General features: G+C 63.7%; 14 protein-coding genes. 6 read left to right on the top strand and 8 right to left on the bottom strand.

The genetic code is table 11. From position 1 onward, the window contains the following. Positions 1 to 68 precede the first annotated feature (68 nt). The 4 genes from aceE to fabV all read right to left on the bottom strand — a co-directional run bounded on the left by aceE (position 69) and on the right by fabV (position 6,000). On the bottom strand, positions 69 to 2,759 hold the full coding sequence (gene aceE / locus IE125_RS11295; RefSeq protein ID WP_189444749.1) for a pyruvate dehydrogenase (acetyl-transferring), homodimeric type: 2,691 nt from the start codon (positions 2,757 to 2,759) through the stop codon (positions 69 to 71). Positions 2,760 to 3,120: 361 nt separating this feature from the next. Further along, positions 3,121 to 3,702: a 1,6-anhydro-N-acetylmuramyl-L-alanine amidase AmpD gene (gene ampD / locus IE125_RS11290; RefSeq protein ID WP_268249102.1), complete on the bottom strand. Its 582-nt coding sequence runs from the start codon at positions 3,700 to 3,702 to the stop codon at positions 3,121 to 3,123. A 93-nt stretch (positions 3,703 to 3,795) separates the two neighbouring features. Then, complete coding sequence (locus IE125_RS11285; protein ID WP_189444748.1) at positions 3,796 to 4,773, bottom strand: GlxA family transcriptional regulator; 978 nt, start codon at positions 4,771 to 4,773, stop codon at positions 3,796 to 3,798. 27 nt (positions 4,774 to 4,800) lie between these two features. Beyond that, on the bottom strand, positions 4,801 to 6,000 hold the full coding sequence (fabV, locus tag IE125_RS11280; RefSeq protein WP_189444747.1) for an enoyl-ACP reductase FabV: 1,200 nt from the start codon (positions 5,998 to 6,000) through the stop codon (positions 4,801 to 4,803). Between the two features lie 166 nt (positions 6,001 to 6,166). Between fabV and IE125_RS11275 the strand changes: the two genes are divergently transcribed. After that, positions 6,167 to 6,568 (top strand): DUF7079 family protein, encoded by a 402-nt coding sequence (locus IE125_RS11275; RefSeq protein ID WP_189444746.1) that lies wholly within the window; start codon positions 6,167 to 6,169, stop codon positions 6,566 to 6,568. 29 nt (positions 6,569 to 6,597) lie between these two features. Here the strand turns inward: IE125_RS11275 and IE125_RS11270 are convergent, their stop codons facing one another. Both IE125_RS11270 and yfcD read right to left on the bottom strand, forming a co-directional pair. Further along, positions 6,598 to 7,092, bottom strand: a complete 495-nt coding sequence (locus tag IE125_RS11270; RefSeq protein ID WP_189444745.1) for a glutathione peroxidase — start codon at positions 7,090 to 7,092, stop codon at positions 6,598 to 6,600. 200 nt (positions 7,093 to 7,292) lie between these two features. Further along, positions 7,293 to 7,796: an NUDIX hydrolase YfcD gene (gene yfcD / locus IE125_RS11265; RefSeq protein ID WP_189444744.1), complete on the bottom strand. Its 504-nt coding sequence runs from the start codon at positions 7,794 to 7,796 to the stop codon at positions 7,293 to 7,295. Positions 7,797 to 7,989: 193 nt separating this feature from the next. Here yfcD and IE125_RS11260 point away from each other — a divergent pair, with 193 nt between their 5' ends. Continuing rightward, entirely contained in the window at positions 7,990 to 9,663 is a 1,674-nt protein-coding gene (locus IE125_RS11260; RefSeq protein WP_189444743.1) for an acyl-CoA dehydrogenase family protein, read from the top strand. 6 nt (positions 9,664 to 9,669) lie between these two features. Here the strand turns inward: IE125_RS11260 and IE125_RS11255 are convergent, their stop codons facing one another. Next, positions 9,670 to 10,278 carry a LysE family translocator gene (locus IE125_RS11255; RefSeq protein ID WP_189444742.1) on the bottom strand — a complete coding sequence of 203 codons (609 nt, stop codon included), beginning with the start codon at positions 10,276 to 10,278 and terminating at the stop codon, positions 9,670 to 9,672. A gap of 143 nt (positions 10,279 to 10,421) precedes the next feature. Between IE125_RS11255 and IE125_RS11250 the strand changes: the two genes are divergently transcribed. Together IE125_RS11250 and IE125_RS11245 are read left to right on the top strand one after the other, a co-directional pair. Beyond that, positions 10,422 to 10,745: an ElaB/YgaM/YqjD family protein gene (locus IE125_RS11250; protein ID WP_189444741.1), complete on the top strand. Its 324-nt coding sequence runs from the start codon at positions 10,422 to 10,424 to the stop codon at positions 10,743 to 10,745. A gap of 172 nt (positions 10,746 to 10,917) precedes the next feature. Next, entirely contained in the window at positions 10,918 to 11,328 is a 411-nt protein-coding gene (locus tag IE125_RS11245) for a carboxymuconolactone decarboxylase family protein (RefSeq protein WP_189444740.1), read from the top strand. Positions 11,329 to 11,471: 143 nt separating this feature from the next. Here the strand turns inward: IE125_RS11245 and IE125_RS11240 are convergent, their stop codons facing one another. After that, positions 11,472 to 12,200, bottom strand: a complete 729-nt coding sequence (locus IE125_RS11240) for a Crp/Fnr family transcriptional regulator (protein WP_189444739.1) — start codon at positions 12,198 to 12,200, stop codon at positions 11,472 to 11,474. Between the two features lie 166 nt (positions 12,201 to 12,366). On the opposite strand from IE125_RS11240, the gene IE125_RS11235 reads away from it, so the two are divergent. Then, the gene (locus tag IE125_RS11235; RefSeq protein WP_189444738.1) at positions 12,367 to 12,771 is read left to right on the top strand and encodes a hypothetical protein; all 405 of its coding nucleotides are present in this window, start codon (positions 12,367 to 12,369) and stop codon (positions 12,769 to 12,771) included. 212 nt (positions 12,772 to 12,983) lie between these two features. Continuing rightward, positions 12,984 to 13,205, top strand: coding sequence for a hypothetical protein (locus IE125_RS11230; protein WP_189444737.1), 222 nt, complete (start codon positions 12,984 to 12,986; stop codon positions 13,203 to 13,205). Positions 13,206 to 13,767: the final 562 nt, after the last annotated feature.

Genomic DNA, 13,767 nt, shown 5'->3' with positions numbered 1-13,767 from the left:
GCATCTGGCCGTGGCCACCGCCCTGGGCAGCGGCGCCGTGACGTTTCCGTTCGCATCAGCGGGCCGGCTCAAGACACCAGCGGGCTGGGCTTGGACGGATCGATGCCGTACTTCTTCATGGCATCGCTGACGACCTTGGCGTCGATCTCGCCACGGGTGGCGAGGGCACGTAGCGCCTGGATGGTCACGTAATAACGGTCGACCTCGAAGAACTTGCGCAGCTGCGCGCGGGTATCGGAACGCCCGAAGCCGTCCGTGCCGAGGACGTGGAACTCACCCGGGACCCAGGCACGGATCTGGTCGGCATAGAGCTTCATGTAGTCGGTCGATGCGACGACCGGCCCTTCGGTGCCCTCGAGCTGCTGAGTGACCCAGGGCTTCTCGCGCTTCTCGTCATAGTCGAGGAACTGCTGACGATCGTACTCGAGCGCTTCGCGACGCAGTTCGTTGAAGCTGGTCACGCTCCAGACGTCGGCGACGACGCCATGTTCCTCGGCCAGCATCTCGGCCGCAGCCTCGACTTCGCGCAGAATGGTGCCGCTGCCCATGAGCTGAACGCGTGGCTGTTTCTTCTTGCCGGCAGCCTTGCCTTCCTTGAGACGATACATGCCGCGAACGATGCCTTCCTCGCTGCCTTCCGGCATTTCGGGGTGGCCGTAGTTCTCGTTCATCACCGTCAGATAATAGAAGCAGTTTTCCTTGTCCTGGAACATCCGCTTCAGACCATCCTGCAGAATCACCGCTAGCTCATGCCCATAGCACGGATCGTAGGCGCGGCAGGTCGGCACGGTCGACATCAGGATGTGGCTGTGGCCATCCTGGTGCTGCAGGCCTTCGCCATTGATCGTGGTACGCCCGGCAGTACCGCCGACCATGAACCCGCGCGCCTGGAGGTCACCCGCTGCCCAGACCAGATCGCCGATGCGCTGGTAGCCGAACATCGAGTAGTAGATGTAGAACGGGATCAGCGGCAGGTGGTGGTTGGCATACGCCGTCGCCGCGGCAATCCAGGCGGACATCGACCCGGCTTCGGTAATGCCTTCCTCGAGGATCTGGCCTTTCTGATCCTCGCGGTAGTACATGATCTGGCCGGCATCCATCGGCTCGTACTTCTGGCCGCCGGAAGCGTAGATACCGAGCTGACGGAACATGCCTTCCATGCCGAAGGTGCGGGCTTCATCGGGGATGATCGGCACCACGCGCGACCCGAGCTGCTTGTGCTTGACCAGGCCATTGAGCACGCGCACGAAGGACATCGTGGTCGAGACTTCACGGTCGCCGGAGCCCTTGAGCTGCGTGGCGAACATCTTGTCGTCGAGCCCCGGAATCTCCATCGCCTCGAAGTCGGACTTGCGCGCCGGCAGGAAGCCACCGAGCTTGTCGCGCTGGAGATGCAGATACTTCATCTCCGGGCTGTCGTCTTCCGGCTTGTAGTAGGGAATGTCGCCGCTCTCGATCTGCTTGTCGGAGACCGGGATGCCGAAACGGTCGCGGAATGCCTTGAGCGCATCGGTTTCCATCGACTTGATCTGGTGCGCTTCCATGTCGGCTTCGCCGCTGCCGCCGCCCATGCCATAGCCCTTGACGGTGTGCGCCAGCACCACGGTGGGACGCCCGTTGGCGTTGTTGACCGCTTCATGATAAGCCGCATAGACCTTCTGCGGATCGTGTCCACCGCGATTGAGACGGAAGATCTCCTCGTCGGAGTAACCCTTGACCATCTCGGCCGTCTCGTCGTACTTGCCGAAGAACTGCTCGCGGGTGTACTTGCCGCCCTGCGCCTTGTAGTTCTGGTATTCGCCGTCGACCGCCTCGTCCATGCGCTTTTGCAGCATGCCCTTGGTGTCCTGTTCGAACAGCGGGTCCCACAGACCGCCCCAGACCACCTTGATCACGTTCCAGCCGGCGCCGCGGAAGACACCTTCGAGCTCGTCGATGACCCGCGAATTGCCGCGGACCGGGCCGTCGAGACGCTGCAGGTTGCAGTTGATGACGAAGATCAGATTGTCGAGGTTTTCGCGGCTAGCCAGGTGAAGCGCGCCCAGCGACTCAGGCTCGTCGCACTCGCCGTCGCCCAGGAACGCCCAGACCTTGCGGTCCTTCATGTCCTCGAGCTCACGCGAGTTGAGATACTTCATCACGTGCGCCTGGTAGATCGCCTGGATCGGCCCGAGCCCCATGGAAACGGTAGGGAACTGCCAGTAATCCGGCATCAGATAGGGGTGCGGATAGGACGGCAGCGAATCGCCATCGACTTCCTGGCGGAAGTTGTCCATCTGCTCCTGGCTCAGCCGTCCTTCCAGGAAGGAGCGCGCGTAGATGCCAGGCGTCACGTGGCCCTGAATATAGAGCAGGTCGCCCTTGTGATCGCCATCGTCGGCGCGGAAGAAGTGGTTGAAACCGACTTCATATAGCGTGGCGCTGGACTGATAGCTGGCAATGTGTCCGCCAAGCCCCTTGTGCTTCTTGTTGGCGCGCAGCACCTGCACCATGGCGTTCCAGCGAATCGCCGAACGGATCTTGCGCTCGAGGAACATGTCGCCGGGGATCTTCGCTTCCCGATGAACCGGGATCGTATTGCGATGCGGCGTGGTGCCGGAAAACGGCGGTGAAGAGCCATCACGACGCAGACGATCGGCCAGCCGACTCAGAATGTACCGAGCGCGCTCTTCGCCCTCATGCTCGACGACCGAGGCCAGGGAATCCAACCATTCCGTGGTTTCGACCGGATCGAGATCTTCTCGTGTCTCCAGACTCATAGACAACTCTCCGAATGGGAAAAGGTTTGCCATTCACCCGGCCATGGCGGGTAGCCGCAGCGGGGCTTGGGGATATGCGCTCTTCGGTGCGGGCGCGGCTCTTCTGGGGCCGCTTTCCGAGATCAATCAGCTGTAACCGGATTACAGCGGGCGTGCGACACGCGGAAAATCAGGCGTGAAAGATACCGCAAACGCCGTCTTGTGCCAATTCACAGACAGGTCGGATGTGCTAGAGGCTGCGCTCAAATGCCGCAACATCAATTGCTTGAAAGGGTTTGCAGCAGCGAGAACAGACTCTGCCGGTCCTGGTAATTTGCCTACCGGCTCCGGGAGCCGTCCGACGCCCCCTCAATGATAGCATTCAAACGAAATCTGTCAGACGACGGTGCAGGTAGGCCCAGTCGAACGCCGGCCCGGGGTCCGTCTTGCGCAGCGGTGCGATATGGGCGTGTCCGGTCAAACGAGGCGGCGTGATCGCCGGATAGGCACCGCGCAACGCGATCAGCACCGCCGCCAGCGCCGCGTACTGCGAGGCGCGATAAGGTGTCTCGTCGGTCCCTTCCAGTTCGATGCCGATGGTGAAGTCGTTGAGCCCCTCTCGCCGACACTGCCCGTCATGCCAGACCGAGCGACCCGCATGCCAGGCCCGCCGATCGAATGGCACGAACTGCACGACCTCGCCATCGCGCCGGATCAGCAGGTGCGCCGACACACGAAGCGTCGCGATCTCGGCGAAGAACGGATGCCCGGCCGGATCGAGGGTATTGGTAAACAGGCGCTCGATGGCGTCCGTGCCGAATTTTCCTGGCGGCAGGCTGATACCGTGAAGCACGACCGCCGAGATCTCGCCCACCGGACGCGCGTTGGCGTTGGGCGACATGACGCGACGTGCCGCATCGAGCCAGTGATCCTCGAGCACGCGAAATTTCCGAGATCGGGTCAATGCAGTGGTCCTGTTGCTGGTGAAGACGCTTGATGGCGAAGCCTGATGACGACCCGCTGCGTCAATGATCCCCGACAAGCGTTCCGGTTCGGGTCAAGCCGGCGGACTCAAGCGCTCGTCACGCGGGCTGATACCAAAATGGTGTCGGTACGCCGTCGAAAAATGCGCTCCCGACGAGAAGCCGTGAGCCAGCGCAATATCCCCTACGGGCTGATCGCTCTCGCGCAGCAGGCGGCGTGCCCGCTGCAGGCGCAGATTGAGATAGTAGCGGCTCGGTACCGCCTGCAGGTGCTTCTTGAACAGTCGCTCCAGCTGGCGCCGGGAAATACCGAGATGCGCCGACAGTTCATGTGTCGTCAGCGGCTCCTCGATGTTGGCCTCCATCAGCGACACCGCATCGACGAGACTCTGCGGCGCATGGCCGAGCCGAGCGCGCAGCGGCACCTGCTGAGGCTCGTCGCCCATGCGGATCCGCTCGCACACGAAGTGCTCGGAGATACGCTGAGCCAGCGTGGTCGTCTGCTGCTGGCCGATCAGCGTCATCATCATGTCCATCGCCGCCGTACCGCCGCCGCAGGTGAGTCGGTCGCGATCGATCTCGAACAGGTGATGGGAAGCATGAATGCCGGGGAAACTGCGCATGAAGGCATCGGCACTCGCATACGGAATGCAGGCGCGATAGCCGTCGAGGACGCCGGCCCGCGCCAGCCAGTAGGTGCCACCGGCGATGCCGCCCAACGTGATGCCGCGTGCCGCCAGCCGGCGCAGCCAGTGCAGTAGCGCCTCGCCACTATCGGCGTGGCGAACCGGCCAGGCCGGCGTCGGCGCGCAGACGAACAGCATGTCGAGTCGCCGCGCATCGCTCCCGGCAACGCTCTCCGGCGCCAGCGAGAGCTCCGTGACGCTCTGCACGGCGCGGCCGTCGAGCCCGAACGTGGTGACCGTGTAGAGACGCCGATCGGCGAGCCCATTGGCGACGGTCAACGGTTCGATGGCACAGGCCTGCGCCAGCAGCGAAAAGCCGGGCAGCATGACGAACCCCACCTGACGCGGGGCGTCCTGAGCGTTCATGGCGTGGACCTTCCCAACGCCGGACGATCAGACCTGGACGACGTCGAACTCGACCATCGGATCGACGTCGGCGTCGTAGTCCACGTCGTCACGCTCGAAACCGAAGAGTTTCAGGAACTCGTGCTTGTAGCCAGCGTAGTCCGTCAGCGCGAAGAGATTGTCGCTGGTGACCTGCGGCCACAAGTCCTTGCACGCTTGCTGGATATCGTCGCGCAGCTCCCAGTCGTCCAGACGCAGGCGCCCGGCCTCGTCCGTCGCCGCGGCATCGCCCGAGTAGAGACGATCAGCGAACAGACGATTGAGCTGCTCGATGGTGCCCTCGTGAACGCCCTGCGCCTTCATCACCTTGTAGACCATGGAGATATAGAGCGGCATGACCGGGATTGCCGCACTGGCCTGGGTCACGACTGACTTGAGCACGGCAACGTTGGCACTTCCGCCGCTGGCGCCGAGACGCTTGTCGATCTCGCTCGCCGCGCGGTCGAGATCTTCCTTCGCCTTGCCCAGCGCGCCGTGCCAGTAGATCGGCCAGGTAATATCGGTACCGATGTAGCTGAAGGCCACCGAGCGCGCACCCGGCGCCAGCACGCCTGCCTTGTCCAGCGCGTCGATCCACAGTTCCCAATCCTGACCGCCCATTACGTCGATGGTGTCGGCGACTTCCTGCTCGGTCGCAGGCTCGACGGAGGCTTCGGTAATGGTGTCCTTGTTGGTATCGATCGCGGTCGCCGTGTAGGTCTCGCCGATCGGCTTGAGGCTGGATCGCTTGAGTTCACCGGTCTGCGGCATCTTACGCACCGGCGACGCCAGGGAATAGACGACCAGATCGATCGGCCCCATCTCCTCGCGAATCAGCTCGATCGCCTTCTCGCGCACTTCATCGGAGAAGGCATCGCCGTTGATCGACTTGCTGTAGAGGCCCTCGGCCTTGGCGAACTTGTCGAAAGCCGCCGCGTTGTACCAGCCAGCGGTTCCCGGCTTCTTCTCGGTGGCCGGCTTTTCGAAGAACACGCCGAGCGTATCCGCGCCATAGCCGAATGCGGCGGTGATGCGGGCGGCCAGTCCGTAGCCACTGGAGGCACCGATGACTAGCACGTTTCGCGGTCCAGATTCGCCGCCACGCAGGTTGGCGCGCGTCGTTTCGATCTGCTCCAGAACGTTGCGCTCGCAACCGACCGGGTGCGTGGTGGTGCAGATAAAACCGCGAACCTTGGGCTTGATGATCACGTCTAACCTCGTCTCTCTAACCGAATCGGGAAGCCCCGGGAAGCACCTCCGGGACCGTGATGTGGCGCATTCTAACAGGGTCGGGAAGCGTGGCGAACTTGTGTCATGGGGGACACTGGTCGAAGATGGACGCCCCCACCGAGACCAGCGTTGCGCCAGGACCCCGATGCACGAGCAAGAGATCGAAACCCTGATCGCCCGCCGCGGCGCGCTGTGGCTCGCCCTTTCCACGCTATGGCTGGAGCGCGAACCACGGGAAGCGGACTACGCCAGGATGATTCGCGAAATCGACGCAAGCGAGCTGACGCTCAAGCAGCTGGAGTGGATCTACCGGCTGGAGATGTCGCCGGTGATGGCGCGCTATCAGCTCTCCATGGCCGGCGAGTGGCGGGCGTTCGACGAGACCGTGCTGCTGACGCGGCTGGTTCATCACAACCGGCGCCTGGGGCCGGTCCGCAAGTCGGTCTGCTCACTGTTCAGCGGGCTCACGACGATGATGAGCCGCCCCCGCTTCGACCAGCTCATCATGCGCCTGATGGTTTCTCGCGGCGAGCGCCCCCCGGGCTGAGGCACTCGCCCGCGCAACGCGGCATCCGCTCAGGCGGAAAACGGCGTGTCCAGCGCCTGCTCGATCGAACGCTTCAGCGAACGCGGCACCGCGCGTGGTCCGAAGCGCCGGATGACCTGGCCATCGCGCCCGACCAGAAACTTGGTGAAATTCCATTTGATCGGCGTGCTGCCGAGCACGCCCGGGGCCTGGCGGCGCAGATGCACGAAGAGCGGATGAGCGTCACGACCGTTGACCCGAACTTTCTCCATCATCGGGAAAGTCACCGAATAGCGCTGCTCGCAGAACGCGCCGAAGTGCGCGGCAGATTCCGGCGATTGACGCCCGAACTGATTGCAGGGAAAGGCCAGGATGGTAAAGCCCTGATCGCGATATTCGCCGTAGAGTTTCTCGAGGCCTTCCAGCTGCGGCGTGAACCCGCAGCGGCTCGCCACGTTGACGATCAGCAGCACCTGGCCTCGTAGTGCGCGGAGATTGAAGGGTTCGCCCAGGTGGGTGTGACAGTCTTGCGTGTATAGCGACATCGTCGGGTGATCCGGGTCCTGAATGAGCGCCGCCCGGCCATCATCGCAACTCGAGCATCGAGTGTGCAGGCAGCGCTGCAAGAGTGCCACGCAAGCGCCGGCATCACCAGTCCGCCACTCTCTTCATTCATCGGGCTCCCGTCATCCGTCGAGCGCTGCGCAACGGTATGCGCCCAACCGCTGGCGAACGTGCAGGCCGCTCAGTGGCGCTCTTGCAGAATCGACTGGAGCGCCAGGCGCGAGTCCGGCGTCGCTTTCTGCAGCGCCAGCGCCTCGGCTGGCGACAGCCAGCGCACCGCGGCCACCTCCTCCGGCTGCAGCCGCAATGCGCCCTCGTAGGTCACCGAGAACAGCGCCCCGAAAATTCGCAGCGTTCCTTCGACGAAGCGGAACTCGCCCTCCGGAACGAGTGGCACACCGCGAATGCCGAGCTCCTCCTCGAGCTCTCGCCGCGCGGCCGGCAGCCAGGCTTCCCCAGCGCCGACCACGCCACCCGCCGCGAGGTCGAACCAGCCAGGATGCGTCTCCTTGATCAGGGTGCGCTCCTGCACGCAGATCTCGCCCCGGGCATTGCGCACGACGATATAGGTGGCCCGATGCCAGCAGCCAAGCCGACGCATGGTCGCTCTCGCCGCACTGCCGCAGGGCCGATTGCGAGCATCGACGAGCTGGACCTGCTCGTCGGCAATGACGATGCTGCTCATGACGCGCTCCGATCGAATGAAGAGCCCCAGCGTATCACGCCCTCCACCAGCGCCGACCGCGCGGCCCTTCGATCCGACGCCACCTGCCCGATGCCACTCCCGCGTTGGTCGAATGTCTCTCCACCCCGCGGCATCGACGCGCTATGCTCGACAACATCCGTCGAATGTTCTCCCACCGTCGCGGAGATGCATCATGCCAACCCCTCAATCGTCTTTCTGCCGGACACCACGCGAGCAGCTCCGCACCCACGCGATCGAAAACCAGCCCGCGACGCTCGGCTCCATCGATCTGTGGCACACCGATGCGATGCTGCGTGACGCGCTCGGTCAGCTGGCACCGGCCTGGGTCAGCGAACGCCTCGCCACGCTCGGTGATCGGCTCGGCCGGCCGGAAGTCGCGGTATGGGGCGAAGAGGCCAACCGCTACCCGCCGACACTGCGGGCCTTCGACCGCTACGGACGCCGCCTCGACGAGGTCGACTACCACCCCGCCTATCACTCGCTGATGCGCGAAGCGATCGCCGGCGGCTGGCACGCGGTTGCCTGGGAGCAGGAGCACAACGGCGGCCACCAGGCGCATCTCGCCGGGCTCTATCTGCTGACCCAGGCCGAGCCGGGCTTCTGCTGCCCGATTACCATGACGCATGCGGCGATGCCGGTTCTGCGACACCTGAGCGGCGCCGAGTCGTGGCGCACCCGCCTGACGGGGCGCGAGTACGACCCCCGCGCCGTGCCCGCGCGCTGCAAACGGACCAATACCTTCGGCATGGCGATGACCGAGAAACAGGGCGGCAGCGACATTCGCCGTAACACGACACGGGCGACGCCGGTCGATGCGTCGGGCAGCGGCCGCTGGTATCGCCTCAAGGGGCACAAGTGGTTCTGCAGCGCACCGATGTCCGATGCTTTCCTGACACTCGCACAGACCGACGACGGACTGAGCTGCTTTCTGGCGCCCCGCTTCACGCCGGACGACGAGCGAAATGCCATCGAGATCCAGCGGCTCAAGGAAAAATGCGGCAACCGCGCCAACGCCTCCGCGGAGATCGAATACGACGGCGCCTGGGCTCAACTGGTCGGTGAACCCGGGCGCGGCATCGCCGCCATTCTCGACATGGTGCAGCAGACGCGTCTTGATGCCGGCATGGCACCGGCCGGCATGATGCGCCAGGCGCTGCGCGAAGCCTGGCACCACGTCGAGAACCGTGAGGCATTCGGCCACACTCTGGCCGAACAGCCACTGATGCAGCGCGTGATCGCCGATCTCGCCATCGAGACCGAAGCCAGCCTCTGGCTCGCCCTGCGCGGCGCCCGCGCCATGGATGATGCCGCCGAGAGCGCACATGAAACCGCGCTGGCTCGGCTGATTCCGGCACTGGCGAAGTTCTGGCACAACAAGCGCGCCCCCGCGTTCATGGCCGAGGCCATGGAGTGCCTGGGCGGCATCGGCTACGTCGAGGAAACGCCACTGGCCAGGCTCTATCGGGAGGCGCCGGTCAATTCGATCTGGGAGGGCTCGGGCAACGTGATCTGCCTGGATGTACTGCGTATTCTCGCCCGCCATCCCGCCAGCATCGAGGCGCTGCAGGTCGAACTGGCGTTCTGTCGCGGCGCGCACCCCGCCTACGATGTCGCACTGAACGAGCTCGAACGCAGCCTGCAGGCAGAGTCACCTCCGCGCGAGGCCGACGCCCGCTGGCTGACGCAGCGCATGGCGCAAATGCTGCAGGCGTCGCTGCTGATTCGCCACGCCCCCGGCGTGGTCGCGGAAACCTTCTGCGCCACGCGCCTCGGCGCGCCGTCGGCGATCTTCGGCATCCTGCCGGCAACGGCGCCGGTCGAGGCCATCCTCAAACGTCTTCGCTGAGCGCCGTCAACCCAGCGCGACCCGCAGCGCCAGCGCGATCAGGATGCCCCCCGTCAACCGGTGTACCCAGACCGCGCGGTGCCGTAACCAGGGCAGTACGTGGGACTGCGAGAGCGCCATCGCCACCAGCAGGTACCAGCCGCCATCGACGACCGCGGCAGTAGCAACGATCAACCAGCGAGACGCCGCCCCCATGTCCGCCTCGACGAACTGACTCAGCAACGCCACGAAGAACACGATCAGCTTGGGGTTACCCAGCGCGACCAGCAGCCCATCGCGCACGGCACGGCGCCAATCGCCCTGCTGATCTTGCACGGGGAACGCCGGCGCGGCCCCCGCTCGCAGCGCCTGGATTCCCAGCCACGCGAGGTAGAGCGCGCCACCCCAGGCGATCAGCCGGTAGAGCCAGGGCTGGTGAACGATGACGGCCGCCAGCCCGACGACGGTCAAACCCGCATATAGACCGACGCCGACCGCATGAGCCAGTGCAGCGGCCACACCGCAGGCACGACCGCTGCCGAGCGTATGGCGCATGACCATGGCAAGGCTCGGTCCCGGCGAGATGGCGCCCAGCGCGCAGACCAGAAGCAGCGAACACCAGAGCTGTAACGACACCACGACTTCCTCTCGAATTGCGCCCGACACTCACGAAGATCGCCATGATGGCCTCTGACTCCCGGCAAAGCGAATCGCGATGGCACTTCACACCGACTACGCTGTCAGAGCCATGAGGCTTATCAACATCAGGGAGGTGAACCATGAGCCTATTCAACCGAGACGAACGCAAGGCGCGCACCGAGCGCATCCGTGACGACATTCACGACATCGGCGAACAGGGGGAAGCGCTGGGACGCGACCTGCGCGACGATGCCGAAGATGCCATCGAATCCGCCCGATTGAAGAGCGAAGAGCAGTACGCACGCATGGCCGCCGAGGCCCGTCGCCGGAACCGGCAGGCGCGCAGTTCGGCCAGCCGCTCGATGACCGAGTGTGACCGCTACGTGCGCGAGAAATCCTGGTCAGCCATTGGCGCAGCAACGTTGGCCGGTGCCGTGGTTGGCCTGCTCCTCGGACGGCGGTGATCCACCCGCCCCGCTCTCGATATCGCCCCGCCATCGCGGGGCTTTCTTCGCGCTGGCGAAAGCGAACCATAGTTTCACTATTAAACCGTGATTAAACTTTCCAATCGAAGCTGTAGACAGTTGAGAACGATAGTCGTTTAATCGGGTGAAGACCTGACATCAGGAGACCGAGATGAGCGCCGAGAAATGGCAAACGATCGACGTCAAGAACGTCGACAAATCCGCGAGATCGCTGCACGCCTGTTCACTGGATCCGTCCATTCGCTGCCTGGCCGAGCTACGCGCCTCGCAGATCAACGGCTGCCTGACGTGCACGCACTTCCGGCAGGAACAGGCCGAAGCCATGGGGATCTCTGCCGAGAAACTGGCAGCGCTCGCCGCCTGGGCCGAGTCGGATCATTTCGATGACCGCGAGAAAGCCGCGCTGGCATGGTGCGAGTCATTCACGCACTTCCGCCCTGCCAACCCCGCCACGCGCAAGCTGGCGCTGACGGCATTCTCGCCGCGCGAACTGGCCGATCTGACGATGGCCATCGAAATGACCAGCGCGCTCAGCCGCGTTTCCCGCCGCGCCGCCAACTGATACCGGCGCCGACAGCTCGTCTCCGTCCGCTTCTGCGCTCTCGCAGGAGCGGATTTTGTGTACCTGGCCGATACACCTCGCGCTTCGACGTCTCCAGCCCATCTTTCGCCCAACCGCCGGCGCTCACTCCTCAAACCGCCCCATCAGTCGACCAGCAGAACACTTTCGTGCAGGTAGCCGGTCACGCAGCCTTCATCGGCCAACGCCTGCGGATCGAGGATGTGCACCCAGCCTCGTGAGCGTTTGACCAGCCCCTCGCGACGAAACGCCGTCAACGTGCGGCTGACATGCACCGGCGAAAGACCCAATGCATCTGCCAGCTGCTGCTGAGAGAGCGGCACGCGGAAGCAGTCGCCCAGGGCCCCATCGTTGCGCTTGAGCCGCGAATAGAACTCGAACAGCAGATACGCCACCCGCTGGCGCGCGCTGCGCCGCGACAGATGCACCAGGCGCTCGCTCAGCAGCGCCTGCTGATAGGACGACACCGCGAAGCAGAGCGACGTCAGCCGGGGGGAATCGCGGAAGATATCCACCAGTCGACGATGCTCGACCAACCGAATCTCGGCGTCCTCCAACATCGCCACGCTCGATAGTCGTTCCTGAAACGGAAACTCGCGCAGGCCGATCACGTCGCCGGGCAGGAACGTCTCCAGAATATGCCGCGTCCCATCCGCCAGATAACGGAATGAGTAAGCCCATCCCAGCCCCAACGTGCAGAAATTCCGCGCTGCATCTCCCTCGTGCCAGAGCACCTGCCCTTTGGTCACGACGGTGGCTGGCGCCTCCAGCGCATCGAGCTGGCGACGTTCGTTTTCGGACAGCCTGCCGTAGTGACTGAAATGTTGAGCGATACAGCTTTCCTGCTGACCCATGCATTCCTGCCTTGTTTAAAATTTTTCAGGAATGACAGCATGTTAGCGAGGCCAGTTATATAACACCGGTTAGATTGACCGGGAATTTCAGGACAGGACTGCAGTCCTTGGCGAGCTCGGCCGATAGCCAGAAAAAGCCTTCACCGAAGCGACAGGAGATCGCAACATGAACACCGAGAACGCCTTCGATTACGATGCGCTATGGCAGACAGCGACCCAAGGCGCCGGCGCGCGTCACGGCGTGCCATCGGCCGGAGATGACGGCGGCCGCCATCAGGAAGCGCTGACAGACGCTTTCGCCTACTTTCTGCTGCGCTGCTACGCCGAGTCTCTACGCATGAGCCTCGCCTCGCGCTGGTTGCCGCTCGAAGGGCTGGACAGCGCCCGCTGGCAAGCCATGCGCAAGCTGAACATGCATCCTCACCAGGCACGCTCGCTGGTCGAGCAGGACCTCCTCTGGGCCCTGCACGACGAGTTACGCCAGTTCTCTCTGCCACCGGAAGCGAGAAACGCCTGTCGCCCGGCCCTGAACGAAGCGGGTTTGGGCCAGCTACTGGACGCCGACAGCTGAGTGCTCGCGGGTCGACGACTGGGGTCCGTGGGGAGGAAAGAAAGAAATAGCGAAAGCTCCGTACTTCGCTAACCGCGACATTCGGGGATGTTCATGATGGATCGCTACCGTTGATTACCAATGAAAGATTTTTCATTTGCCGTCGATAAGAGATAAAAAGCGCCGCCGCCGGCGGCAAAACAGTCTCTCGAATGGAGCAGGAAGCATCCGTCATGCGATTGATGAAACACGAGATGAGCAGCGACCCGCTGACCCGGCGTAACCGGCGACAGCCAGGTAGTCTCGCCAGCCTGGCCGACGCCGCGGGCATGCCGGTAGGCACACTCAAGAGCCGCATCAGGGCCTTGGTCGATAAAGGCGTTCCACGGGAAGAAGCGATCCAGCAGGCGCTCTCCCAACCACTCGCGCCGCAGGGACGACCTCGCCAGCCGTAGCGTCGCGTCTTCCAGGCTACGGGAGCGTCTCGCGCGCTAGAGCGCAGTCACCGACTTCGGGCCGTGATGGATTTGCCGGCGGCAGATTTACCATTGATGGAAGACCTTTCGGCTGAAAGTTCTTCAAGACGGCTCTTCGAGGAAGCTTTTTCAAAGCAGCTTTTCAAGGCAACTCTTCGAAACAGCCCTTCTAGATAGCCCCTCGAAACATACGACCGGAGCACGACCCGGCCGGGGACCGGCAAGGTGATGGAGATAGGTCAGTTACAAAAGGCTGCGCTTTAGTTATTCCTAATGTTAGACGAATGGTAGACACTGGTCCGGTGGCTTTTCTCGAGAGCCACTTTCTCGCATACCACGCTTGGCAAAGGCACCCTCGACAGGAAGTGCTGCGCCCGACCCGACGCCATCGCGACCCCATGTCATGGCGCGGGTCTTTTTTTATGCGCCATCCCCGACGGCCAATCGCCAAGCCCCCTTCTGTCGGCAAACTCGCCTGGGGGTGGTAAGCCGCCCCGGTTATCTCGCTCGTCGATTCATTCAGCCTTTCCTTGCACCCTGA

Source organism: Salinicola rhizosphaerae (assembly GCF_014652715.1).
Classification (GTDB): domain Bacteria; phylum Pseudomonadota; class Gammaproteobacteria; order Pseudomonadales; family Halomonadaceae; genus Salinicola; species Salinicola rhizosphaerae.
The sequence above is the reverse complement of the archived record's forward strand: the minus strand, read 5'-3'. Positions and strand labels throughout refer to the sequence as shown.

Excerpts from the sequence above, each read along its gene's own strand:
- aceE (WP_189444749.1), bottom strand. The coding sequence starts at position 2,759 with ATGAGTCTGGAGACACGAGAAGATCTCGATCCGGTCGAAACCACGGAA.
- IE125_RS11285 (WP_189444748.1), bottom strand. The coding sequence starts at position 4,773 with ATGAACGCTCAGGACGCCCCGCGTCAGGTGGGGTTCGTCATGCTGCCC.
- IE125_RS11275 (WP_189444746.1), top strand. The coding sequence starts at position 6,167 with ATGCACGAGCAAGAGATCGAAACCCTGATCGCCCGCCGCGGCGCGCTG.
- IE125_RS11270 (WP_189444745.1), bottom strand. The coding sequence starts at position 7,092 with ATGTCGCTATACACGCAAGACTGTCACACCCACCTGGGCGAACCCTTC.
- yfcD (WP_189444744.1), bottom strand. The coding sequence starts at position 7,796 with ATGAGCAGCATCGTCATTGCCGACGAGCAGGTCCAGCTCGTCGATGCT.
- IE125_RS11260 (WP_189444743.1), top strand. The coding sequence starts at position 7,990 with ATGCCAACCCCTCAATCGTCTTTCTGCCGGACACCACGCGAGCAGCTC.
- IE125_RS11250 (WP_189444741.1), top strand. The coding sequence starts at position 10,422 with ATGAGCCTATTCAACCGAGACGAACGCAAGGCGCGCACCGAGCGCATC.
- IE125_RS11245 (WP_189444740.1), top strand. The coding sequence starts at position 10,918 with ATGAGCGCCGAGAAATGGCAAACGATCGACGTCAAGAACGTCGACAAA.
- IE125_RS11240 (WP_189444739.1), bottom strand. The coding sequence starts at position 12,200 with ATGGGTCAGCAGGAAAGCTGTATCGCTCAACATTTCAGTCACTACGGC.
- IE125_RS11235 (WP_189444738.1), top strand. The coding sequence starts at position 12,367 with ATGAACACCGAGAACGCCTTCGATTACGATGCGCTATGGCAGACAGCG.
- IE125_RS11230 (WP_189444737.1), top strand. The coding sequence starts at position 12,984 with ATGCGATTGATGAAACACGAGATGAGCAGCGACCCGCTGACCCGGCGT.